At 40.2% G+C, this 24,561-nt stretch carries 24 protein-coding genes and 1 tRNA gene; 9 read left to right on the forward strand and 16 right to left on the reverse strand.

What is annotated here, in order from left to right; translation table 11 throughout:
- Window positions 1-43: 43 nt before the first annotated feature.
- On the forward strand, window positions 44-853 hold the full coding sequence (locus tag ACQK2H_RS19195; RefSeq protein ID WP_425393002.1) for a UbiA family prenyltransferase: 810 nt from the start codon (window positions 44-46) through the stop codon (window positions 851-853).
- Window positions 854-896: 43 nt separating this feature from the next.
- On the opposite strand, the gene ACQK2H_RS19200 is transcribed toward ACQK2H_RS19195, so the two are convergent.
- The 3 genes from ACQK2H_RS19200 to ACQK2H_RS19210 form a co-directional block, all read right to left on the reverse strand.
- Window positions 897-2,009: an NAD(P)/FAD-dependent oxidoreductase gene (locus ACQK2H_RS19200; RefSeq protein WP_425393003.1), complete on the reverse strand. Its 1,113-nt coding sequence runs from the start codon at window positions 2,007-2,009 to the stop codon at window positions 897-899.
- Between the two features lie 65 nt (window positions 2,010-2,074).
- Window positions 2,075-3,541, reverse strand: coding sequence for a S1C family serine protease (locus tag ACQK2H_RS19205; RefSeq protein ID WP_425393004.1), 1,467 nt, complete (start codon window positions 3,539-3,541; stop codon window positions 2,075-2,077).
- Between the two features lie 147 nt (window positions 3,542-3,688).
- The gene (locus tag ACQK2H_RS19210) at window positions 3,689-4,117 is read right to left on the reverse strand and encodes an Hsp20/alpha crystallin family protein (RefSeq protein ID WP_425393005.1); all 429 of its coding nucleotides are present in this window, start codon (window positions 4,115-4,117) and stop codon (window positions 3,689-3,691) included.
- Between the two features lie 314 nt (window positions 4,118-4,431).
- On the opposite strand from ACQK2H_RS19210, the gene ACQK2H_RS19215 reads away from it, so the two are divergent.
- Both ACQK2H_RS19215 and ACQK2H_RS19220 read left to right on the forward strand, forming a co-directional pair.
- Window positions 4,432-4,505 (forward strand) — tRNA-Asn (locus ACQK2H_RS19215).
- Window positions 4,506-4,751: 246 nt separating this feature from the next.
- A complete protein-coding gene (locus ACQK2H_RS19220; protein WP_425393006.1) occupies window positions 4,752-5,153 on the forward strand; it encodes a response regulator in 402 nt (133 codons plus the stop codon).
- Here the strand turns inward: ACQK2H_RS19220 and ACQK2H_RS19225 are convergent.
- From ACQK2H_RS19225 to ACQK2H_RS19250, 6 genes are all read right to left on the reverse strand, one after another.
- Window positions 5,150-6,676, reverse strand: a complete 1,527-nt coding sequence (locus ACQK2H_RS19225) for a sensor histidine kinase (protein WP_425393007.1) — start codon at window positions 6,674-6,676, stop codon at window positions 5,150-5,152. The two genes, ACQK2H_RS19220 and ACQK2H_RS19225, sit on opposite strands and share 4 nt — an antisense overlap.
- Window positions 6,677-6,706: 30 nt before the next feature.
- The gene (locus ACQK2H_RS19230; protein ID WP_425393008.1) at window positions 6,707-7,495 is read right to left on the reverse strand and encodes a hypothetical protein; all 789 of its coding nucleotides are present in this window, start codon (window positions 7,493-7,495) and stop codon (window positions 6,707-6,709) included.
- Between the two features lie 61 nt (window positions 7,496-7,556).
- Window positions 7,557-7,973, reverse strand: coding sequence for a VOC family protein (locus ACQK2H_RS19235; RefSeq protein ID WP_425393009.1), 417 nt, complete (start codon window positions 7,971-7,973; stop codon window positions 7,557-7,559).
- A 10-nt stretch (window positions 7,974-7,983) separates the two neighbouring features.
- On the reverse strand, window positions 7,984-9,609 hold the full coding sequence (gene pruA, locus ACQK2H_RS19240) for an L-glutamate gamma-semialdehyde dehydrogenase (protein WP_425393010.1): 1,626 nt from the start codon (window positions 9,607-9,609) through the stop codon (window positions 7,984-7,986).
- An 88-nt stretch (window positions 9,610-9,697) separates the two neighbouring features.
- Window positions 9,698-10,384 (reverse strand): YjjG family noncanonical pyrimidine nucleotidase, encoded by a 687-nt coding sequence (locus tag ACQK2H_RS19245; protein WP_425393011.1) that lies wholly within the window; start codon window positions 10,382-10,384, stop codon window positions 9,698-9,700.
- A complete protein-coding gene (locus ACQK2H_RS19250; RefSeq protein WP_425393012.1) occupies window positions 10,381-10,764 on the reverse strand; it encodes an ArsR/SmtB family transcription factor in 384 nt (127 codons plus the stop codon). Before ACQK2H_RS19250 ends, ACQK2H_RS19245 begins: the two co-directional genes overlap by 4 nt.
- Before the next feature lie 70 nt (window positions 10,765-10,834).
- Between ACQK2H_RS19250 and ACQK2H_RS19255 the strand changes: the two genes are divergently transcribed.
- Complete coding sequence (locus ACQK2H_RS19255) at window positions 10,835-11,452, forward strand: carboxypeptidase-like regulatory domain-containing protein (RefSeq protein WP_425393013.1); 618 nt, start codon at window positions 10,835-10,837, stop codon at window positions 11,450-11,452.
- Window positions 11,453-11,458: 6 nt separating this feature from the next.
- Here ACQK2H_RS19255 and ACQK2H_RS19260 read toward each other — a convergent pair whose 3' ends face one another.
- Window positions 11,459-12,727 (reverse strand): dipeptidase, encoded by a 1,269-nt coding sequence (locus ACQK2H_RS19260; protein WP_425393014.1) that lies wholly within the window; start codon window positions 12,725-12,727, stop codon window positions 11,459-11,461.
- A gap of 213 nt (window positions 12,728-12,940) precedes the next feature.
- On the opposite strand from ACQK2H_RS19260, the gene ACQK2H_RS19265 reads away from it, so the two are divergent.
- Window positions 12,941-13,678 (forward strand): hypothetical protein, encoded by a 738-nt coding sequence (locus ACQK2H_RS19265; RefSeq protein WP_425393015.1) that lies wholly within the window; start codon window positions 12,941-12,943, stop codon window positions 13,676-13,678.
- A 59-nt stretch (window positions 13,679-13,737) separates the two neighbouring features.
- Here ACQK2H_RS19265 and ACQK2H_RS19270 read toward each other — a convergent pair whose 3' ends face one another.
- Both ACQK2H_RS19270 and ACQK2H_RS19275 read right to left on the reverse strand, forming a co-directional pair.
- Window positions 13,738-15,165 carry an aldehyde dehydrogenase gene (locus tag ACQK2H_RS19270; RefSeq protein WP_425393016.1) on the reverse strand — a complete coding sequence of 476 codons (1,428 nt, stop codon included), beginning with the start codon at window positions 15,163-15,165 and terminating at the stop codon, window positions 13,738-13,740.
- A gap of 2 nt (window positions 15,166-15,167) precedes the next feature.
- The gene (locus tag ACQK2H_RS19275; RefSeq protein ID WP_425393017.1) at window positions 15,168-15,944 is read right to left on the reverse strand and encodes an SDR family oxidoreductase; all 777 of its coding nucleotides are present in this window, start codon (window positions 15,942-15,944) and stop codon (window positions 15,168-15,170) included.
- Window positions 15,945-15,985: 41 nt separating this feature from the next.
- On the opposite strand from ACQK2H_RS19275, the gene ACQK2H_RS19280 reads away from it, so the two are divergent.
- From ACQK2H_RS19280 to ACQK2H_RS19290, 3 genes are read left to right on the forward strand one after another with little or no spacing between them, the layout of a single operon-like run.
- Window positions 15,986-16,516, forward strand: coding sequence for a 3-hydroxyanthranilate 3,4-dioxygenase (locus ACQK2H_RS19280; protein WP_425393018.1), 531 nt, complete (start codon window positions 15,986-15,988; stop codon window positions 16,514-16,516).
- Between the two features lie 9 nt (window positions 16,517-16,525).
- The gene (kynU, locus tag ACQK2H_RS19285; RefSeq protein ID WP_425393019.1) at window positions 16,526-17,800 is read left to right on the forward strand and encodes a kynureninase; all 1,275 of its coding nucleotides are present in this window, start codon (window positions 16,526-16,528) and stop codon (window positions 17,798-17,800) included.
- A complete protein-coding gene (locus ACQK2H_RS19290; RefSeq protein ID WP_425393020.1) occupies window positions 17,772-19,103 on the forward strand; it encodes an FAD-dependent oxidoreductase in 1,332 nt (443 codons plus the stop codon). The genes kynU and ACQK2H_RS19290 overlap by 29 nt, the downstream gene beginning before the upstream one ends.
- Here the strand turns inward: ACQK2H_RS19290 and ACQK2H_RS19295 are convergent.
- The 3 genes from ACQK2H_RS19295 to dxs form a co-directional block, all read right to left on the reverse strand.
- On the reverse strand, window positions 19,078-19,524 hold the full coding sequence (locus ACQK2H_RS19295; RefSeq protein WP_425393021.1) for a hypothetical protein: 447 nt from the start codon (window positions 19,522-19,524) through the stop codon (window positions 19,078-19,080). The genes ACQK2H_RS19290 and ACQK2H_RS19295 overlap by 26 nt on opposite strands.
- Before the next feature lie 81 nt (window positions 19,525-19,605).
- A complete protein-coding gene (locus ACQK2H_RS19300; protein WP_425393022.1) occupies window positions 19,606-21,087 on the reverse strand; it encodes a transglycosylase SLT domain-containing protein in 1,482 nt (493 codons plus the stop codon).
- Window positions 21,088-21,153: 66 nt separating this feature from the next.
- The gene (dxs, locus tag ACQK2H_RS19305) at window positions 21,154-23,070 is read right to left on the reverse strand and encodes a 1-deoxy-D-xylulose-5-phosphate synthase (protein ID WP_425393023.1); all 1,917 of its coding nucleotides are present in this window, start codon (window positions 23,068-23,070) and stop codon (window positions 21,154-21,156) included.
- Between the two features lie 148 nt (window positions 23,071-23,218).
- Between dxs and ACQK2H_RS19310 the strand changes: the two genes are divergently transcribed.
- Window positions 23,219-23,992 carry a segregation and condensation protein A gene (locus ACQK2H_RS19310; RefSeq protein WP_425393024.1) on the forward strand — a complete coding sequence of 258 codons (774 nt, stop codon included), beginning with the start codon at window positions 23,219-23,221 and terminating at the stop codon, window positions 23,990-23,992.
- A 57-nt stretch (window positions 23,993-24,049) separates the two neighbouring features.
- On the opposite strand, the gene ACQK2H_RS19315 is transcribed toward ACQK2H_RS19310, so the two are convergent.
- Window positions 24,050-24,469, reverse strand: coding sequence for a nucleoside-diphosphate kinase (locus tag ACQK2H_RS19315; protein ID WP_425393025.1), 420 nt, complete (start codon window positions 24,467-24,469; stop codon window positions 24,050-24,052).
- Window positions 24,470-24,561 lie beyond the last annotated feature (92 nt).

Below are 24,561 nucleotides of genomic sequence, written 5' to 3' on the forward strand. Positions count from 1 at the left end.
ATCCACATTACTACATCTTCGAATTCCGTTTTCATTTTTCCTAATGCCTGTATTCCTGCTCGCATTGGCAGTTTCAGAGCATATATCCTGGATTAATTCAGCACTTGCTTTTTTTATTCTTCATTTCCTGGTTTACCCGGCAAGCAACGGATACAATTCCTATTTTGATAAAGACGAAGGAAGTATTGGTGGACTTAAAAAGCCACCCAAAACGACCAAAGAGCTTTATTACATTTCTTTGTTTCTGGACGTTGCTGCACTATTACTGGCACTTCTAATTTCAGTAGAGTTTATGATGATGATATTGGTGTATGGTCTGATCTCAAAAGCCTACAGCCATCCGGACATCCGTCTTAAGAAATTTGCAGTTATTGGATGGTTAGCCGCTGGAATCTTTCAAGGTTATTTCACCTTCATCCTTAGCTATATCGCAATTAATAACTTACATGTGGCAGATACCTTTCTTTGGAGCATTCAGTTTCCCGGAATTTTAAGTTCACTTCTGCTTCTCGGATCATATCCTATGACTCAGATTTATCAGCATGATGAAGACAGATCAAGAGGTGATAAAACCATCAGCCTGAAATTGGGAATAATCGGAACCTTTCATTTTACCTCTGCTGCCTTTTTGGTGTCTAGTGTAGGTTTTCTTTATTATTTCTTCCACTATCATTCTAGCATAGAGGCCTACGTTTTTCTTCTATTTATGACACCAATACTGGGCTATTTCACCTCTTGGTATCTAAGGGTAAGAGCGAATTCACAAAATGCTGATTATGAATCAACCATGCGTTTAAACCTGATTTCTTCACTAATGCTCAACGCCTATTTTATATTTCTTTGGTTTTATTAAAACAAAAGCGTCATCAGCTGACGAAAACAGAGTTTCGCCGACGTTAAAATGGCTGTCCATGGGTCTGCCGCATAAGGAAGTTTGCAAGCGGGCTAAAAGATCTAGCGATCGAAATGGCTGAATTTGAGATAATCTTAGAACCAAATAATTTCTGAATGGATCTACCTGCTTTCAGTCGATTTGCGAATTGATCATTCCAGATTTTCGCATAATCTTTCTCTAACTTCTGTCTGTTAAATCCAGAATCATAGTTTTCAATGATTAACTCACTCAACAGCTTAGCTGAATGAATGGCCATAGCCATCCCATTGCCACACAAAGGCGTGATCATTCCGGCTGCATCTCCACTCATTAATACATGATTGAAGACAGGCTCCTTCTTCTCAAAAGTGATCTCATTTATGACCTGAGGTTTTTCAAACAGAAATTCTGCCTCTGAAAAAAGATCTTTCAAAAATGGATTTTTCATTAAGACATGCTGCTCCATTTTCTCAACAGAACCGTGCTTCCTCAAATTATCCCGGCTGGATAAATAGCATAAGTTGAACGTATTATTCTCCACTCTACTTACGCCACAATACCCATTGTGGAAATTATGCAGCGCTATTAAATCATCAGCCATCAGGTCTGTTTTGATATGATATTTCACACCGATGTATGGTGACCTCCGGGTCAGGAAGTCTCTATCAAGTCTTTTATCAAGCGTGCTTCTTTTACCAAATGCTCCAATTATGATATTGGCTTCATGATTGGTTCCATCTTTAGCCCCTGCAATCAGGGTTTCAGATTCAGACTCCACATTCACAATTCGCTCATAAATGATTTCCACACCCTCCCGTATCGCTATTTCAGCCAACCATCGATCAAAAGCATATCTACTTATCCCAAATCCGCCAAGGTCTAATGGCATTTCCAGTAGCTTTCCTGATATGGCACTTAGTTGAAATTGAGTGATGGGAGATGGTTGCAGTTGATCGGGGAATAAATCATTTGACTTCAGAAATGGAATAACCTCATTTGAAATATACTCGCCGCAAACACGGTGAAAGGGGTATTCTTTTTCTTCAAAAAGCTTCACGCTTATCCCGGCCCTATTGAGTAGAATCGCATTTACTAATCCCGCAAGACCACCTCCAATGACTATCACATCTTTCACTACCCCGAAATTATAGAAATAAAAAACCCCGCACATGCGGGGTTGACAATATGTAATTTATTGTTTTAAAGACCTAATCCATAGTGCGCCTTGCTACCGTCCGGATATACGCCTTCAATTAAAATTCCGTCTGCTCGTGGACGTTTGAAGTAATTTTCCAAATCACGAATGTTTCTGATTTTCTCATTATCAATACCCGTGATAATGAATCCCTCCTTCATTCGTACTTCGCGCCATTTACCGGGACCTAATTCTTTAATTTGAACTCCTCCATCTATCCCTAACTGATCTTTAAGTGCATCAGAAACATCCACAAATGTTGCCCCTTCAATTCGATAGTCAGCGGCTAACTCTACAACCTCAGTCGTATTGGACTCATTCCTAAGCTTTGCAATTGCCACTTTTTCTCTGCCATTTCTGATAAATTTCACTTTGACCTGATCGCCTGGACGCTTAATAGCAATCTGTTCCTGAAGCTGGGCTACATTATTGACTGAACGGTCGTCAATGGCGACTATAACATCACCATCTTCAAGGCCTGCTTTTGAAGCAGCACCACCGGAAACCACATCATTAATATATACGCCCTTTAAAATATCCAGATCAAACTGCTCTGCAACCTGCGCATTCACATCAAAAATTCTAATACCAAGCAGTGCTCTCTGAACAGCTCCATACTCTACCAAGTCGCTTACTACCTTTTTAACCAATGAAACCGGTACAGCAAATGAGTAACCGGCAAAAGCCCCGGAAGGTGATGCAATCGCTGTATTGATGCCTACCAGTTCTCCATTTAAATTTACCAATGCTCCCCCACTGTTTCCGGGATTCACAGCGGCATCTGTCTGAATAAATGATTCGATTTTGTAATCACCTGCCAGAATATTAATGTTTCTCCCCTTCGCGCTTACAATACCGGCGGTCACAGTAGATCTGAACTCGTATGGATTGCCGATGGCCAGCACCCACTCGCCAATATTTATATCATCTGAATCACCGTATTTAACGGCAGTCAGATTCTCTTCATCAATTTTCAAAACCGCAAGGTCTGTGTCCTCATCAGCTCCAATCACTTTGGCCTGGTAGCTTCTATTATCATTGAGCACTATTTCAATTTCATCAGCATTTTCAATCACGTGATTGTTCGTCACTATGTAACCATCCGGGGAAATCACAACTCCGGATCCGGCACCTCGAGAAGGGCCTCCTCTTCGATCATATCTTTCTCCGAAATAATCCCTAAAAAATTCATTGAATGGACTGTTAGCTCTTGAGCCGTCAGTATACTGTGTTCTAATATGTACCACTGAGGGTGTAGCATTTTTTGCTGCAAATACAAAGTTGAGTCCCTCCGGTACAATGAAATCAGCCGAATCAAACACATAGTTTGTAAGGCTAACCGGATTGGCTTCCCCTGTGGCTTGCTGTATAATTCGTTCTTTTGGTGATATTAAATTGTATCCTACTACAGCGACAATTCCTCCAAACAACGAGGAAAACACCATCGCCATTATTAAATTTCTTTTACTCATATCCTATCCTTTTTACTGTAGTCATTATACCACAAAATTGATCAAATGGTTATACCCAAAATCAATAAAGACCCAAAGGTTAACCATTATTAACAAAAAAAAGGGCATCCACCGGTCGGTGGACACCCCAATCACCTACTCAAAACACTACTTAACTGCTATTTGCTTCTTTGTGACTTTCTTCTCATCCTTTGGTAAGATGATATTCAAAATACCATCCTGATAAGAAGCATCTACTTTTTCTTTGTTTACCACGTCTGGTAAGTAAAAAGTTCTTTTGAATGATCCATAGTAGCTTTCTACACTGTGGTAATTTTTGTCCTTCTTCTCATTCTCAAACTTTCTCTCACCACTTACTGTGATTTGATCATCATTTAGATCAATGTTAAAATCACCTTTTTTCATTCCAGGAACATGTAACTGAACTTCGAATTCCTTTTCAGTTTCAGCAATGTCCACTTTCGGTGAGAAGGTCGGCATAGAGCCACCCACAAATTCATCGTTGAAAAACCTGTCTACAAAGCTTCTAAAGCTTGTTGGTCTGTAATCGTCCGTGTTGTACTTTATAAGTCCCATTTTCTTAAGTTTTTTGGTTTTACATGTTTCAAATTCGGTTAGACATTAATCGAATTCTGTACCAATCACTTTACGGACTTAATTTAATGCCATTATGTCTTCATTTGAATGAATAATGACATATTTCATGTCATTATGTCTTATTATCAAGTAATTTAAGATTTTGAAAATTTTTTAATCGGAGGCATTGAGAATTGCAAACTGGATGTTTACATTTGCACTCCTTTTTAGGAAATCTTCTCCCTTAGATGCTGACCGAAGCGTCAGCATTAGAGCAGAGAAGACCTTCTAAAAGGATTGATTTTATAAAAAATTCTCCCTTAGCTCAGCTGGTTAGAGCATCTGACTGTTAATCAGAGGGTCCTTGGTTCGAGCCCAAGAGGGAGAGCAGAAGCCTGGCAAATCGCCGGGCTTTTTTTGTTTCTATTAACATAAAATCTAGTCGTCCCACCACTCAAAGTGGTAGGATGACTTACATGGTTGTTGGTGTTCTTGGATCATGAATATTTTGTTTTAACCATCGCTTAAATCAGCGTCTCATCGAAGACTTTGGCCTAAACTCAAAAAAAGCCACACTGAAAATCAATATTCATGATGCTTTTTTTAACTTTAGCACATAAACCATCGCTTAATTTTGGAACGATTCAAAAAGGTACTTCTCGTTGATGATGACGATATTGTAAATTCAATCAATTCGGTCATTATAAAACATGCAAAATTCGCTGATGAAGTAAAAACCATTAACAATGTTCCGTCGGCTATTGAATTTCTGAATCACGCAAAATCATCAGGTGAAACCCCGGATGTTATTTTTTTAGACCTTAATATGCCTGATCAAGACGGTTGGGATTTCATGGATGAATATGAGAAGCTCGGAATGAATGGCGGCACTAAGGTTGTGATGCTTACATCATCAATTTCAGCTAAAGACGAAGAAAGGGCTTCATTGTCCAAACAGATTGCAGCTTTCATTTCCAAACCACTTTCTCCAGAGCTGCTTTATCAGATTTACGAAGATCACCTGGTGAAAAATTAATTCAGCCTGATTGCAAATGTGGCTCCTTTTCGGGGTTCACTCTCCACTCTTATTCCTCCTCGGTGATAGTCAATGATCATTTTGATGATATAGAGGCCTAAGCCTGACCCATCCACATGAGAATGTAATCGTGTGTAAGGCCTGAAAATCTCCTCCTTATGTTTGATTGAATCAAAACCAAGTCCATTATCCTTGAAGATGAGTGTGGTGTGTCCGCTGACACGCTTGGTTTTTACCCTAATTTGAAGTGGTTTTTCAGGATCTCTATAAGCAATCGCATTAATTAAAAGATGCTTGAAAATCATCTTCAATTGCGATTTTGGATAGTCCAAATCTGCACATTCTGAGAAATCCTTCTTTATAACCGCATTGGCATTTTTAATCTTACTGATATTGCTAGCAACTACCTCTTTTAATACTTCATCAACCTCAAGTAGCTCATTCTCACTGCCCAATTCTTCTCTTACTTTATTCACTTCTACAAGTGAATTCACCGTTTTGTGAAGTTGCTGATTAGTCTTTTTCGCATTATTGAGAATCGCCTTGAAATTGGAAGTATTCATGTTATCCTTTCCTAGCATGTCCAGAAGTGACCCAAGATTTGTAATTGGAGCCTTCAGGTCATCGGCCGTGCTGTAGGAGAAATGTATGAATTGATCAATCTCCTTCTGAGAATAAGACAGTCGATCTGCCATTTCGTTAAATGAATCGACAATATCGCTGGTGATACTGTTTGACGTCAACTTGATTCGAGCATTCAAATTACCACGACCAATTCTCTCTGCACCCGTGCGGATATCTTCTAATGGACGCCATATTTTATAACTGAATGTATAGACTGCTAGTAACGAAAGGATAATGAATAAGAGCGTTAATGTCACTATCCATTTCATAGATAACACCTCTTCCTGCTCCACTATTTTCACCAAAGCTTCAGTGAACATTTCATGACGCATGAGCACACCTTCCACTTGCTTGTTGAATTGATCTTCCTCTGATTCAACACGCTCGGATGCAAATACTGCCTCGTCTATTCTGCCTTCCTCCAAAAGATCAACCACTTCCAACGCATGTTTTTCATAGCTGGTATGGTCACTTTCCAACTTCCTAATTGAAAGCAACAGCCCCTTTAGCTTAATTCGTTGTGCCTCCTGATTGGTCTGCTTCAGTGCATCCACAACCGTCTGTTCGGAATCAAGGAGTAGAATATCTACCAACTGAGCCAAATACCTGAACGTACTATCTGCTTCCGAAAAACCTTGCAAAGCAAGGTTGTTTCCAGGCTCGATTTCTTCTGCATATCGGATTGCGCGCTCAAACGCAATCGCTTGCTCTAACTGATACGTTTCGATCTGAGTGAGAATCTCAATGATTGGCAGGTCGATGTTGGCTACATCGTCGATATCCTTATGGGTAGTCACTATTCGAAGCAATCCAAATGCTCCCAATATCAGAATAAGAAAAATGATAAAGGTGCTCCTCTTAAGAATTACTTCTTTAATCCGGTTAGATTTCTTGGTCATTGGAGATGGCAGTACGTAAAAATAAGGCGACTAATCTAATTCAATTTTTGCCGTCATCACTCGGATTGCATCATCCAAATTCATTGTTTCTATTTTTAATTGCTGTAGCAGCTCTTCATAAGCTTCACGACTTTCCCAATTTAATTTGATTAAATCGATAAGTGCCAAGATCGTAGAAAGTGGATGTCTAATACTATGAGAGGTGTAAAAAGCGTGATCGGAAAGTTTTTTTGCCAGCTTTTCTTTTTCCTTTTCCTCAACCTTCAATGAACTCACCTCATTTCGGTGCAGAAAATCTTCTTTTAACCTAAGTAAGGCGTCATAACATTGGCTGATCATCGAAGATGCAGTAGTCAAAATCAACTTATCTGTGTCGACAAAGTCCTTTTTCGACTTCCATTCAACAACCACAAGACCGAATAGTCGATTGTCATTCCACACCTGAACTGAGGCCCAGGATGTCAGCCTGTTTTTTAGTAAGTAGTCCACTACAAAATCTTCATTTGCTTTTGAGTCATCTGTACTTTGCAGGTGAACAAATAAATTAGTTTTTATTACTTCCATGAATTCCGTAAATGAGGAAGCTTCCAATGCTTTCCCTTTAGATGCTTTTTTTGAATCTACATCATAGGTTTGAATAGCTTCAAACGAAGCATTTTCACTTCTATAAAGCCAAAACGAGGCTTGATAGGCACTAATGCATGCACAGATGGCAGGAATTAACTCAGATACAAAATCCTTGAATTTTCCGCTTTGAAGAGATTCTGACTTTGTGAGCTGCAGTATCGCATCTACCTTGCCTTCTGAAATTTCACTCATAGTGTCAGTTTTAAAGAATTTGAAAGTAGGCAAGATTTCTCAAAAAAGAGAACCACTTTCCTTATTTAGCAAAAATTTCTGAGTCGTTTTTAAAGGCTTTAAACTCAAGTGCATTGCCCGATGGGTCTTTAAAAAACATAGTTGCCTGCTCTCCCACTTCACCTTCAAACCTTACATAAGGATCAATAATAAAATCGATTTTGGCTTCTTGTAATCGTTGGGCTAGGATTTCCCAATCATCCCACTGAAGGACTACCCCGAAGTGTGGCACAGGTACCGAATGGCCATCTACCGGATTTACTTCAAGTTCATCCTTTTTGTCAACCATGTGTATGACAAATTGATGGCCGTAAAAATTGAAATCAACCCATCTGTCTGAAGAGCGGCCTTCCTCAAACCCCATAATATCCCGGTAAAAAGATCTGGTTTCACCCAAATCTCTTACCGGCACAGCTAAATGAAATGGTCTTAAAGGCATTAATCTAAAATTAGCCTAAAAATGGATACCGATAATCAGTAGGCGAAACAAAAGTCTCCTTGATTGTGCGGGCACTTACCCATCGCATCAGGTTCATCATTGCACCTGCTTTATCATTTGTACCGGAAGCTCTTGCTCCTCCAAATGGTTGCTGACCTACAACTGCACCGGTAGGCTTATCATTGATGTAGAAATTACCGGCTGCATTTCTTAATTTATATGTTGCCAAATCAACAGCATATCTGTCCTTACTGAAAATTGCTCCTGTGAGTGCATAAGGAGAGGTTTCATCTACCACACTCAGAATTTCTTCGAACTTATCAGTATCATATACATGAACCGTAAGAACAGGCCCGAAGATTTCCTCGCACATGGTTCTGTACTTAGGATCTTTTGCTTCAAACACGGTTGGCTCAATAAACCAGCCTTTCGAATCATCATAGTTTCCTCCTGCGATAAGCTCAACACCATCTGCCGCTTTAGCGTCATCGATGTAGGCTGAAATTTTCTTAAATGCGATTCCGTCAATAACGGCATTTACAAAATTGGAAGGATCTTCCGGAGAACCCATTTTGATTGACTTCAGGTCTTCTACCATGTATTTTTTCACATCCTCCCATAGATTGGAAGGAATATAAGCTCTTGATGCTGCACTACACTTCTGCCCTTGAAATTCGAACGCTCCTCGCACCAATCCAGTGGCAACTTCTTTTGCATCTGCTGACTTATGAGCAACAACAAAATCTTTACCTCCTGTTTCGCCAACAATCCTTGGATATGTCCTGTAAGCATCCAGATTAGATCCAATCGTTTTCCAAAGCATCTTGAAAACACCGGTACTTCCTGTAAAATGGAGTCCGGCAAAATCACGGTGATTAAAAATCACGTCCCCGGCAACAGGTCCATCCACATATATCAGATTTATAACACCATCCGGTAACCCCGCCTTTTTGAACACTTCCATGATTACCTGTGCCGAATACACTTGTGTATAGCTTGGTTTCCAAACTACAGTATTGCCCATCATGGCTGGCGCAGCAGGAAGATTACCCGAAATCGCTGTAAAATTGAAAGGAGTAATCGCAAAAACAAAGCCCTCCAATGGTCTGTATTCCATCTTATTCCAAACTCCTTCAGAAGAAATTGGCTGCTGCATATACAGCTCTTGCATAAATGCTGCATTGAATCTTAAGAAATCAATGAATTCACATGCTGCATCTATTTCTGCCTGATGAACGTTTTTGCCCTGACCAAGCATGGTTGCCGCATTGATTTTAGATCGATAGGGACCAGCTAATAAATCTGCAGCTTTCAAAAATATACTGGCTCGATTCTCCCAAGTCATTCCTTCCCATTGTTCTTTCGCTGCAAGTGCTGCTGAAACAGCGTCTTCTACATGCGAAGAATCGCCTTCTGAAAAATGACCTAAAACATGCTTGTGATCATGAGGACATGTCATAGCAATTTTTTTGTCGGTATGAACCTCCTTATCTCCGATGTACATCGGCACATCAATTTGCTGATTGTACATTTCCTTGTATTTAGCAAGCAATTCATCTCGCTCAGCAGTGCCTGGAGCGTAGCTTAGTACCGGTTCATTGATTGGATCTGGGACAAAAAAATTTCCTTTTGGCATCTCTTTTCTTTTTTATGAATGGAGCGCAAAATTAAGGGGAATAGTTCAAATTTTAGCCAGGTTATGGAAGAGGCTTCAAACCACGTTTTTAAAACAATTTGATTAGCTCCATATGTGATTGAATGGTGAAATCTGCCAACGACTTTTTACGTCCACTGGGATCATAAAAGACCGTTTTTAGGCCAAATTCTCTGGCCCCATGAATGTCTGTTCTGGGGTTGTCACCAATCATGATACTTTCGGATTTGGATGCGCCTGCTTCCTTCAATGAATATTCGAATATTTCAGGGCTTGGTTTCCTGGAGTTTGCGCATTCTGAGGTGACCATGACATTAAAAAACTTAGAAATCCCTGAGTTGCTTAGCTTTCTATTCTGTGCATCTAAAAACCCATTGGTAATTATATGCAACTCATATTTGCCTGATAGGTAATTGAGAGCAGTCATCGCATCCGACATCAAATAGGGCTTCAAGGAACAATGACTTAAAAAATACGCTGAGGCTAATTTTGACTTGGTTGCATCTATTCCGGAGGTTCGAAACACATCGTTGAAGCGTTCATTTTTGATGTATTCCCGATCCACCAGACCTTCATTGTATTTAACCCAGAGCTTGTTATTCACCTCATAAAAGGTGTTTACGAATTTCTTCTCTGAAAGCCCTAAAGTGGCCAATTCAAGATTTACAAAAATTTCTAATAATGTCTCCTGAGCACTTCGATCGTAATCCCAGATGGTGTGATCCAGATCGAAGAAAATGTGTTTAATTCCCTTCACCTATTATACTTTTTCGCCTCTATCTTATTCTTGGCCAACGCCAAGTTTGCGTTCATTGTTTTATACACTTCTAAATCTTTTCGCAAGATCGGATCTTTACTTAAAAATTCGAAAATCTGACTCACCATATCATATCCCTCCTCTTTAATACTGTAGAAAACCCACTGATCATATTTTCGAAAAGTTACCAAACCAGCATTTTTTAAGTACGTTATATGTCTGGAAGTCTTTGTCTGGGTAAAATCTAAAATTGATTCTAAATCTGAAATGCAAAGCTCTTCTTGACGGTATAAAAGGTGGAGGATACGGGTACGAGACTCATCCGAAAATGACTTGAATATCTGGGTGCCAAAAGTGAGATTGAAATTCTTGAGCCTCATTTTTTCACTACTTTTACCGAAGTTAAACTTTTATTGGCTAAAACTCTTTTAATAGACAAAGGAACTTGATTTGAGATATATACTGATACCATTATTTTTAGTTTTTTGTTTTTTCTCAGCTTCATCTCAGGAGCAAAGCAAGAAGGTTATTCAATTCACAGGAGTTGTTTTTGGCTCGGATAGTACATCGGTTGTTCCCGGAACTCACGTTTACATCCCAAAATCAGGAAGAGGAACCACAACAAATCCTTACGGATTCTTCTCTCTCCCGGTTTTAGAGGGAGATAGCATTGTTTTCAGTGCGGTGGGTTATAAAAGGGCTTACTTTATTGTACCTAAACATGATAAGGAGTCTAGTCTTCGAGTGATCATTGCTTTACAAGATGACATAACATTTCTAGAAGAAGTGGAAATACGACCATACCCTACTGAGAGCATGTTTAAAGAGGCACTTATAAGTATGGAGCTGCCCGATCAAAAAGAATACGCCAATATTCATCAATGGCTCAACAGTCAATACATGAGGGATGCTTACCTTAATATTCCTGCATCACCAAATGCAAATCATCAGTATTATATGCAGCTACAGCGGCAATCCTATATCAACAGGTATTCACCTCCTCAAAATCAATTGCTAAATCCTTTCGCCTGGGCGAATTTTATCAATTCACTCAAGCGAAAGAATTAATTAGTATTAGATATCAGATTGTAGCTCTTGTGCTACTTCCTGTACTCTTCTCCATACTCGGAATGTGTTTTCATAGCAGATTTTTGCTATATCCTCAGGCGAGTAGCCTCTCTTCAATAATTCTTGAATGAGGTTTGGATAGGTAGATACGTCTTTAAGTCCTTTTGGCAGGCTATCTCCTACTCCATCATAGTCTGATCCTAACCCAGCATGATCAACGCCTACCAGGCTTACGACATGATCTATGTGATCAGCTACTTTTTCCACATCCTCATAAACATCATTATCCATGGCATACTGTTTGGCATATGCTTTATAAATAGAATCCTCAGGTGATAAGCTATTTTCAGCCCTGTAGTTTGTCAGATCCTCCCTCATTTTTTCAAATTTGTCCTGAGATTCCTGAGAAAGGAAACTAGAACCGAAATTAATATGAATCACTCCTCCATTATCAGCCATTGCTTTAATTAAAGTATCAGGCATATTTCTTTCCCATCCAGGAGTAAACTTTCTACACGAAGAATGAGAAGCGATCACAGGTGCTTTTGTTAAACGTAGTGCATCAAACGCTGCACTGTCTGTCACATGCGAAATATCAACCATGATCCCCCACTTATTCATTTCTCCAATTACCTGCTCGCCAAATGGGCTCACACCATTCCAGGTATAAGTGGTATCGTAAGATGAATCACAAATTTGATTGTCCTTTGAGTGCGTTAATGTGATATATCGGATTCCTCGATCATAAAAATATTTCACATTATTTATGTCATCCTCGATTGGGGCACCATTTTCCATTCCCATAGGTAATGCGATCAAGCCTTGATCAAATGCAACTTCAATATCTGCTGGAGAATCAGCAAGAGCAAATTTTGATGGAAAAGTCTCGGGTAAACGAGAAACCATATCAATGAGAGAATCTGCAAAAGCCTTAGCTCCTCCGGATTCCTGATACCTTGAAGGAACATATATGGACATAAAAGGTGCATCAAGTCCACCCCTTTTTGCTTTTGGATAGTCAAAGTTTCCGGTGGTTTCTACCGAAACATCTTCTACAGTCTTAGTTATCATAAACCCTTTTACGTTCATTCGATAGGGTAAATCCACATGGCCATCGACAATAATGTAGGCATGAGCCAGTGAGTCAGCGATTTTTGCCAATTCATCATCGCTAAGAGTTGTATAATCAATTGCCTCCTCTTTTGGAGCCGTACAACCGATTATAAATGCTATAGAGACAACTAATGTGAATGCTTTTTTAAGTAAAAAATTCATATTTCTTTTCAAATTGATTGATTTCAACAAAAATACCTAAACCACTTTAGACCACTGCAGAATAAAATAGGATTGTCCGTATTACATTTTTTTGATATTTTACAAGAAAATTAGAGGGATTTAAATGCTTCTTATTTTAATTTGATACGTTGAGTTTTTAAAAAAATTGACATTTTTGTAAAAGGAGTATTTCCGATTTAACAAACAGACGCTATGACTGACCCTATTTCACCTGAACTATTAAATAATTGGAACACTTACGGAGGATACCTTGCCATGGCTGTGGCTGGTGTTGGAGTGTTAATTTTATTAGGCCATTATTTAAAACTACTAGCCACTAGTGATTTTAAAACTCGCTACGACTACATCAACATGCATGAAATTAACATGCTGTGGAATGGAGCACTGCTTATTATTGTAGGTGGCACGCTTTATTTCAACACGATGTTCAGCGAATCCACTTGGTTGTGGTTTTTTGTAAGACTCTTTATGAGTTCAATGTTTGCGGTGATTCTTGGAGTGATCATCCAGAATGTGCTGAAGTTCTATTATCCGTTTTTCATTGAGAAGCGTCTGAAAAAACTACGATATACTCCTAGAACTTCTCCTGACGGAAGAAAAATGAAGCTATTGAGTGAGGAAGAAGAGGATGTATACCTTGATGAAGGTATGCAAGCAGAAGAAGATGCTTTCTCAGTAGACTATGATGTATGGATTGATGAGGAGTCTGGTTTTACTAAAATCGAAAAGTACAATGGTAGGTTACATGCACTTCAGTGCAGCAACTGTAACTACCAGACACTTAAGGTAGATAGAGAAGAAGTTATTCAAACTGCTACTGAAACTGAAGAAGGTGAGTTAATGAAATACTATTCTTGTGGATATTGTGGACACAAGGAAAGAAAATCTTTCAAAATCGCAATGCTTAAAGCAGGCGAGGCTACAACCTAAGAAATTCAAAACCGAATAGATAATATACCCCGGCGATCTCTGTCGGGGTTTTTTATTGCCTAAAGTTTGATGCAAACATTTTGAGACTCTGAGAAAAATCGAAGCGCATCATTTCCACCCTCTCTTCCTATTCCGGAATCTTTCATTCCCCCAAATGGTGTTCTAAGATCTCTGACAAGCCAGCAATTGACCCATATGATTCCGGACTGCACGGCGTGAGAAACACGGTGAGCACGCTTCAAATTGGATGTCCAGATAGTACATGATAGACCATATCGGGTTGAGTTAGCGATATCTATCGCATTTGCTTCGGTCTTGAACGGATTCAGCGTTACTACCGGACCAAAGATTTCTTCCTGATTCGTTCTGCAGTCTTTATCTAATCCCTCAATGACCGTCGGTTCGTAGTAAAAACCTTCTTTGTCAATTCGCTTACCTCCGTGTAAGATGGTTCCCCCCTCTTCCTTAGCAAGCTTTACGTACGAGTCAACTTTATCCAGATGATCGGCCGATACAAGCGCACCCATGATGGATTTAGCATCCATTGGGTCTCCCACAACTATTTTTTTACACTCCTCCAGGAATCGCTTTTTAAATTCATCATAAATCGATTCTTCGATCAAAATTCTCGAACCACACAGGCATATTTCTCCCTGGTTTGTAAAAGAACTTTTCACGCTGGTTTTTACCGCCTCATCCAAATCACAATCTGCGAATATGATATTTGGGTTCTTTCCCCCTAGCTCCAGAGAAACCTTCTTGAATTGCTGTGCTGCAGTAGCTCCTACAATCTTACCAGTTGTTGTTCCTCCGGTAAATGAAATGGCTTTCGTTGCTTCATGCTCTACAATCGCCTGTCCAATTCCTTTGCCTTCACCATGGAGAATATTCAAAACACCCGGCGGCATCCCTGCTTCATTGGCAAGCTTCCCAAGCAAATAGGCTGTCATCGGGGTAAGCTCTGATGGCTTAGCAATCACACAGTTGCCCATAGCAAGGGCTGGGGCAATTTTCCATGAAAAGAGGTAAAGTGGTAGGTTCCAGGGGGAAATACATCCCACAATGCCTATTGGTGCTCTACGCGTGTAGTTTACCATGAAGCCTTCTGAGACCTGTGCTTCCGAAGAATAATTCACTATGGCTGAAGCATAAAAGCGAAAGTTGGTGCTCGCTCGAGGAATATCTACAGCTCTGGCAAGCCACATTGGTTTCCCATTGTCGCGGCTTTCCATCAGCGCAAAGTCATCCAGATTCTGTTCAATGAGATCAGCAAGTTTATTTATAATCTTACTGCGCTTATCCACTGACATGGTGCTCCAAACGGGAAACGCTTCCTTAGCAGCTTCTACAGCCTGATCTAAATCTTCCTGAGTGGAATTTGGAATTTGTGCAAATACCTTTCCTGTGCCTGGCTCTACATTGTCTATGTATTGACCTTTAGCCGGATCAACATATTCGCCATTGATGAAATTTTGAATTCTTTGCATGATCAAATTGAGCCTGTGCGGCCACCGTCTATTCGTAAACTAGTTCCATTGATATAAGCTCCACTATTACTGCATAGAAGCCCTACATATGCTGCGATTTCTTCAGGTTCACCGAAACGACCAGCAGGAATCGTTTTTTTCATATCCTCTTCTATTTCCTCTTCAGATTTACCAAGTTTTTTAGACTTTCCGGCTACCAGACTTTCAATACGAGCCGTGTTGATAAATCCAGGTAAAATATTATTCACGGTGATTCCATACCCTCCTAACTCATTGGCTAACGTTTTCGCCCAGGATGCCATGGCACCCCTAACAGTATTGCTGACACCCAGGCCTGCTATTGGCACTTTCACCGAGGTTGATATGATATTGACAATTCGGCCGTATCCTGCTTCTTTCATTCCTTCGAGTACTTTCTGAACCAAGGTGTGACTCACATGAAGGTGTCTGTTCATTGCGATTTGAAACTCTGAAAGTTCGGCATCTGCCAGTGGTCCCGGGGCTGGTCCGCCTGAATTATTGATTAGGATTTGATAAGGTGCCTTTGCCAATCCCACATCGATTGCATTTTTGACTGCTTCCAAATCGTCGAAATCAGCAACCAGGTAATCATGATCACCAGGTGCCAACTGATTCAGCGCATTCTTGAGTGAATGCTCATTTCGAGCAAATAGTGTCACGTTTGCCCCCATCTCACTCAGTTCCTTTGCTATCGCCAGTCCCATTCCCTGGGAACTACCACAAACTAAAGCTCTTCTTCCTTTCAGGTCTAAATCCATAAATTTTTTCTAACTTTTCTTCAAAAATAAACATCTCTGACATGGCGATAAAAAGACCCTTTAACCTTCAAAAATGGATAGAAGATAATCGAGACCTGCTAAAGCCTCCGGTAGGAAATAAAAACCTCTATGCTGACGCTGGTGACTATATAGTGATGATTGTGGGTGGACCAAATGCACGCAAAGACTATCATTACAATGAAACAGAAGAACTCTTTTATCAACTGGAGGGAGATATAGAGGTAACCATTCAGGAAGACGGAAAGGCTGTAAAAATTCCGATTAAGGAGGGTGAAATGTACCTACACCCAGCGAGGATTCCGCATTCGCCCGCCAGGCCAGCCAATACAGTAGGGCTTGTAATCGAGCGAAAAAGGGAGTCAACTCATCAGGATGGGTTGCTTTGGTACTGCGACAACTGCAACAACAAACTGCACGAAACATATTTCCACCTCACAAACATTGAAAAAGACTTTCTTCCAAGATTTAGAGAGTTTTTCAATTCTGAAGAGTTAAGAACTTGCGATAATTGCGGTGAAATCATGGAAACGGATCCACGATTTACTGACTAAACAATCATTTTGAAGGAAGAAGCATTACAAAAAGCCAAACAACTAGACGAGCAGGATCAGCTATCTAAATTCCGGTCGGAGTTTCACTTTCCTCAAAAAGATGGAAAAGACTGCATCTATCTGTGTGGAAATTCTCTGGGGTTACAGCCAAAAAGAACTTCTGAATTTGTGAATGAAGAGCTTCAAAAGTGGAAAAAATGGGGCGTAGAAGGGCATTTCACCGGTGATAAACCATGGGTAAGTTATCATCAGAATGCTAAGCCATATCTCTCAAAAATTGTAGGTGCTCATGAACACGAGGTAGTGGCCATGAATAACCTGACCACAAACCTGCACCTTGCACTCGCCTCCTTTTACCAGCCGAAAGGAAAACGATCAAAAATCTTAATTGAAAAAGGAGCATTCCCTTCCGATTTTTATGCGGTTAATTCACGGATTAAAGTAAGTGGCTATGACCCTGAGGAAAACCTTATTGAATTAGAGCCGGCAGTTGGATCGGATAACCTTAGCACTCAGGAAATCATTCGAAAAATTGAAGAGCTCGGAGATGAATTAGCTTTGGTGATGTTTCCCGGCATTCAGTATTACACCGGACAGTTTTTTGATATCAACCAAATTGCTGCTGCAGCGCATAAAGTGGGCGCATATGCAGGATTTGACCTGGCTCATGCTGTGGGGAATGTACCACTAAACCTTCATGAGGACAAGGCTGACTTTGCTGTTTGGTGCACATATAAATATCTCAACTCAGGCCCAGGAGGTGTAGGAGGATTGTTTATCCACGAAAATCATGGTAAAAACAAAGAGATGCCACGATTATCCGGATGGTGGGGACATAATGCTGAGGCACGCTTTAAAATGGCTAATCAGATCAATCCAATTCCTACTGTTGATGGCTGGCAGCTGAGTAATGTGAATATTCTTTCTCATGCATCACATCTTGCATCCCTTTCGGTATTTGAAGAGGCTGGCATGGAAAATTTGAGAGCTAAAAGCCTGTTGTTGACGGATTTTATGGAGGAATTGATGTTAAATTCTGAAGTGCTCAATAATCAAATAAAGATTCTCACTCCTACAAGTCATGAAGAGCGTGGAGCTCAACTTTCGATATATCTAACCAATCACGGGAAAAGCGTGTTTGAGTATCTGATTGAACGAGGGGTAATTCTGGACTGGCGAGAGCCTAACGTCATTCGCGTGGCTCCAGTGCCGCTTTACAATTCATTCACTGACGCAGTGAACTTTGTCAAAATTCTTGAAGAAGCTATTTCCAATGAAGGATAAAATCAGCATTGTTGGTGCCGGGCTGGTAGGCTCATTACTGGCCGTAATCTTAAAGCAAAAAGGATTTGATGTCCAGGTCTTTGAAAAGCGAAAAGATCCTCGAAAATCAGAAGTTGCTGAAGGTCGCTCAATCAACCTTGCTTTGAGTCGGAGAGGGATTCTTCCACTAAAAATGGCTGGCGTTTATGACATCATCGAGCCGTATTTGATCCCAATGAAGGGGCGGATGATGCATGACGAAGCTGGCGAGCTTACATTTCAGCCCTATGGAAAAGAAGGCCAATTCATCAACTCTGTATCCCGTGCCCAATTAAATGAACTACTGATAGAAAGTGCAGAGAAAGCAGGCGTTGAGGTTCATTTTGATCACAAATGCACCGATGTGGATTTTGAAAAAAGTATAATACAATTTGATAACGGCAAATCCATCCGGTCAGACTTGATCGTAGGAACAGATGGGGCATTTTCTGCAATCAGAAAAAAACTACAGTTCACAGATCGATTCAATTTTTCTCAGCATTACATCGAGCATGGATATAAAGAATTGTGTATTGAACCAAGAAATGGGAATTTTTTACTAGAGCCAAATTATCTGCACATTTGGCCAAGGGGAAACTTCATGTTAATTGCACTGCCCAATAACGACAAAACATTCACCTGCACCCTCTTTTTCCCTTTTGAAGGAAGTCCGTCATTTGCTAAATTGAATACCAAAGAGGAAGTCAATGATTTCTTTGACAAATATTTTAAGGATGCAAAGGATTTAATCCCAGATTTAGCTGATCAATTTTTTACCAACCCAACTTCTTCTCTAGTCACAACTAAGTGCGAACCATGGCATAAAAACAACACGCTCCTTCTGGGTGATGCAGCTCATGCGATTGTTCCCTTTTACGGTCAGGGGATGAACTCAGGATTTGAGGATGTCCGCCTTTTAGTGGAGATGGCTAAAGAAATGAACTGGAAATGGAATGAAATATTACCAGCTTATAGTTCTACCAGAAAAAAAGATGCGGATGCTATATCAGAACTAGCGCTTCATAACTTTATTGAGATGCGCGATCATGTGGGTGATCCGGATTTCCTGAGAAGGAAAAAACTTGAAGCGCAGATTCAGGAGCAATATCCTAAGGAATGGATCCCTCTTTATAGTATGGTCACCTTCTCAGACTTACCATATTCAGAAGCATTAAGGCTAGGAAAGATCCAGAAAAAGGTAATGGATGAATTTTTGAATCAAAAAGGTGAAATTGATTTTAGTGAAGTAATTGCCCGCTTTAATACTCTAAAGAAAGGCGACTAGTCAACGAGTCTATCGTTCGCTGCTCGTCAGCAGAAATACCGTCTGCTGCATTTGCAAACAAATACATGGCTTCATAAACAAACTCTCGCTCATCAGGGTGTTCTTCCAAATAGCTTTTAAGCGTGTTTAAAAACTTTTTCTCCCACTTATCAATATTCTCAAGTAGGTATCGAAACTCGGTTCTGAAAAGGCTTTCAACTTTTTCAGCATTTGTATTGGGCATCTGGTCCAGGTAGAGAAGCGCCAACCCCTTGGAAATATTAAGCACTCCATCCCACTCTTCTTTGTCCAGTTTTCCATCACTCATACATACGAGCAAGGAGGGGTAAATTTTTAAAATGTAAGTAAACTGATCAAGGCCTAGCTCAGACTTTCTTACTTTATGATATTCTTCAAGTAGTGTCTCGTGCTGATTTTTCATTTCTATGGTGGCTATTGGGGCCTAAAGATAATTTGTTTCGTCAGATAGCCGGTATAGGAATAAATCATTTTTGCCTTAGGCTTACTCCTTTGCAATGGTTTGCATTTGACTTTCCTGCTGTAGAATCTCTTTGTAATTCTGATAGATGTCTAAAATGCGGTCTACATATTCCACAGGTTCTGATCCCCTACAATATCCATATTCAACTACAGGATCATTAAAATATTTTGACCGGGATTTTTTCAGCAAATACTGGCTTACATCATCCCAGCTTTCGGTGTTGCCTCCATATTTTTCTGTAAGTCTGACTGCATCCTGTAGATGCCCAAGCCCAACATTATATGAAGCAAGTACAAATTTCAGCCTTTCTGCATCGTCATCGATCTTTTTCTTCCATTGGCGCTGCAACCAAATCAGATGCTTCATACCCGCGTAAATATTCTGATCGGGATCATACAAGTTTTTAACTCCGTACTCCCTCCCTGTTCTAGGCATTACTTGCATCAACCCTATCGCTCCTGCCCAGGACTCGGCGTTTTGGTCAAACTTCGATTCCCTGAATACTTGTGCGGCTAGCAGCAACCAATCCCATCCAAGTTCAGCAGCAGCATTTTGAATCAAACTATCATAAGGAGATATTGCACCCTCACCGTTTATGGTCGAGTATTTACTTCTTGATCTTCTTAATGCAGACTTTGAGCTCCTAAAATACTTATCGTAAATCACATAGTAATCAGTCGTTTTTCGCATTCTCAAAATCCAATCGTTTAAGGCAGCTAACAACTGATCCGCATTTTTTCGAACGCCCCATGCTATCTGCGTAGAAAAACTTACCGGCGTTTTGATATCAAGATTTGGGTAGTATGTTGAGTTTACTAGCGCAACGTCTTCCTCAGCTACCGTATAATCAATTTTACCCTCCGCGACTTGTTTGATTAATTGTTCGGTTTCAATGTTGGTTTCTCCCGGTACTATAAGGATATCTCCACCAATTTCATCAGACAGGTTTGCCATACGATCATAGTAGGACGAATAAGGTCTCACAACAACCTCCTTTCCTATAAGCTCTACTGGATTTCTAATTAATTCTTTTTCAATTTCATGAAGCTTCATCTGTCTCCAATTATCCGGCTTTCTTTGGATGAGTACCTGGCGTTGAAGATTATGATAATGCGTAAAGGCGATGCGCTTCTTTCGCTCCTTTGTGACGGTTAGGTTATATGCCAGGATATCTCCCTCACCAGTATTCAGTTTGTTGAAGGCTTCCCCCAAATTTTGCGTAATATTTATACGAAGTTCCAGCCCTTGTTCTTCACAAAACATCTTCAGAAGCTCGTATTCATAACCCATGGTCTTGCCCTTGTATACAAAAAGACCCGTAGAGCTGTTGTCCATGATCGCAGTGAGATACCCTCGCTCTTTGATTTTTGGAAGATCTAAATCAATAATAAATTCCTCTCGCTCCGGATAATCATTATTTGATTTACTAGAGGATGATTGCTTGCAGGAAACACTAACCATCAGCATTGTGGTTAGCAAGGCGGTCTTGAAATGAATATTCATATCATTTCTTAAAATACACAAAATATCCTTAATCGTGATGACGAAGTGTCTTAATGCTTCTAGAGTTTAAATCACGGTAGTTTTTGAAGCGACCAACTCATGCGCCGCTTTAACAATTGCCTCAGTATCATATTCGCACTCCCTATGGAGCTGAGGTTGCTCTCCATGCTCAATGATCTTATCAGGAATTCCAAGTCGCTTAACCGCTGCTTGGTAATTATTATCAGCAGCGAACTCCAATACTGCAGACCCAAAACCTCCCATCAAACATCCGTCTTCTACGGTGATTACAGCATTGTGATTTTTGAATATATCATGCAGCAAATTTTCGTCCAATGGTTTTACGAATCTCATATCATAAACAGAAGGATTAAGACCCTCTTTACTTAATTCATCTGCTGCGTCTAATGCATAATTCCCCACCTGGCCAATGGAAAGAATAGCAATTTCTTCACCTTCTATCAATCTTCGTCCTTTTCCTATCTCTACTTGCTCCAATGGAGTCCTCCACTCGGGCATTACACCTGTCCCCCTAGGATATCGAATGGAAAATGGACCGTTGTGCTCACTAGCAGTAAACATTAGATTTCTTAACTCCGACTCATTCATAGGAGCGGAAACCACCATGTTTGGTATACATCGCATATATGCAATATCATATGCTCCATGGTGAGTGGGTCCATCAGCGCCTGCCACTCCGGCCCTATCCATACAGAAAATGACAGGTAGGTTTTGAATGCAGACATCATGAATCACTTGATCATAAGCCCGCTGCATGAATGTGCTGTAAATATTGCAGAATGGTACCATGCCCTGGGTTGCCAATCCTGCAGAGAAGGTGACAGCATGTTGCTCAGCTATTCCCACATCGTAGGATCGATCAGGAAAGGCTTCCATCATGATTTTCATAGAAGATCCGGACGGCATAGCAGGCGTAATCCCTACAATTTTCTCGTTTTTTTCAGCTAACTCAACTAGAGTGTGACCAAACACATCCTGAAATTTCGGAGGCTGTGGCGTGTCATGTTTCTTCTTGTTAATGGCACCTGTAATCTTATCGAAAGTGCCTGGAGCATGCCACAAGGTCTGATCTTTTTCAGCGAGCTCATAGCCCTTTCCTTTTACAGTCAGGCAGTGTAAAATCTTAGGACCCGGGATCTTTTTCAGATCCTCCATCACGTCTACTAAGTGATTCACATCATGTCCATCTATTGGACCAAAGTATCGTAGATTCAAAGACTCAAACAGGTTACTTTGTTTGAGCAGCAAGCTCTTCATTGAGTTTTCAACCTTAGCTGCAATTTCCTGTGCATTTGGCCCGAATTTGCTAATCTTACCCAGGAGCTTCCAAATTTCATCTCTGAATTTGTTGTAAGTCTGGCTTGTAGTGATATCTGTTAAGTAATCCTTTAATGCACCAACATTCGGGTCAATTGACATGCAATTATCATTGAGCACTATCAATAAGTTAGAATTGCTCACTCCAGCATGGTTCATTGCCTCAAACGCTAACCCTCCGGTCATGGCTCCATCACCAATAACAGCAATGTGCTGTTTATCCTTTTCTTCTTTTAATCGTGAAGCTTCAGCCATGCCAAGCGCTGCTGAGATTGATGTTGATGAATGCCCCACTCCGAAAGTGTCATATTCGCTCTCACTACGTTTTGGGAAGCCTGAAATCCCCTTATATTTTCTGTTGGTATGAAATGTTTCTTTTCGTCCTGTTAGGATTTTATGACCATACGCCTGATGACCCACGTCCCACACCAGTTGGTCTGTAGGCGTATTAAAAACATAATGCAATGCGACTGTGAGCTCAGTAACCCCCAGACTGGCCCCAAAATGACCTCCATAGACAGAAACATTATCAATGATAAAATCTCGAAGTTCCTGACATACTTGTGTAAGCTGCCTGGCATCCAGTTTTTTTAGATCCTCAGGTGAATCAATTTCAGCTAAAAGTGGTCCGGGTTTGATCTCCATGTTTTTTCAGTATTTCTTCCAAACGATACTAATGCTCAGATTGTTTGAAAATTGCTGCTCTAATAGAAGGACAGTCTGCAAAAGTAAGCATTAGACAGAAAGGTAAATTAATCAAAGTGAAATTCCATATTGTCAGTAATTTTGGCAGGTGACTACAGATCAAAAATTCGAAATTAAGCTTCCCCTGTTTGAAGGGCCATTTGATTTACTACTATTCTTCATAGAAAGGGACGAATTGGATATTTATGATATCCCGATCGCAAAAATCACGGATGACTTCCTCAAATATTTAGAGCATTTAGAAAAACTAAATGTTGAAGTTGCCAGTGAGTTTATTTTGGTGGCGGCTACCTTAATGCGTATAAAAGCTAAAATGCTACTACCACGACCCGTAGTAGATGAGGAAGGTAACGAGATTGATCCTAGAGAAGAACTGGTGAAGCACCTGCTTGAATATAAGAAGTACAAGTCAGTGGTCTCTACGCTTTCAAAAATGGAATCAGATCGCCTTGACCGAGAAAAAAGAGGCAATCTGAAAAAGGAGATTCGGCACCTGTCGGAAACAATCAATGTAGAAGCCGAGCTTCAGGACCTTGATTTGTATAAAATGATGAAGGTCTTTCAAAAGGTGATGAAGCGTTATGAATTTGAACAAAATAAGCCGGTTCATCAGGTAGTACAGTATCCATACACGATAGATAAGCAAAAAACCAAGCTAATGGAGCGTTTAGTGTATGGTAAAAAACTCTCGTTTGCTGAAATGATTGAAGAAAAGCCGGATAAAATCCTCGTTATATTTAACTTTCTTTCCATTCTGGAGCTTCTTCAGCTCAAGCAAATAGTAATCTCCCTGGGTGAAGGATTTAACAACTTCTGGATTGAAAGGCGCGATGAGTCTGCTATGGCAGATGCGAAGGCATAAAAAAAACCTGTTCATATGAAATCATGAACAGGCCTACTTAAAAAAATCAATTTTTTATTAGAATCTCTCTGTTGCGGAGAAGAAAAAGCTTGCTTCAATTGCAGCATTTTCATCAGAGTCAGATCCATGAATTGCATTTGCTTCAATTGATTTTGCGAATTGCTTTCTGATCGTTCCCTCTTCTGCTTCTGCAGGATTGGTTGCACCAATAAGCTTTCTGAAGTCTTCCACTGCATTATCCTTCTCAAGCACCATTGCTATGATAGGTCCAGAAGACATATAAGCCACTAAGTCATTATAAAACGGACGCTCTTTGTGTACTTCATAAAATTGACCTGCACGCTCAGCAGAAAGCTTCGTCAATTTTGCTGCTTCAATTTTAAATCCTGCCTCCTCAATAATTTTAATGATTGCACCAGAGTTGCCAGCTGCATACGCATCCGGCTTAATCATTGTAAAAGTCTTTTTTCCAGCCATTATTCGTTTTTGTTTACGCTTCTAAAATCGCCGCAAAAATAAAGGAATCGTAAAGAGTTTACTCAGCATTATCATGTTTTATAAATGTTACT

The organism is Ekhidna sp. (assembly GCF_965228795.1).
Lineage (GTDB): Bacteria > Bacteroidota > Bacteroidia > Cytophagales > Cyclobacteriaceae > Ekhidna.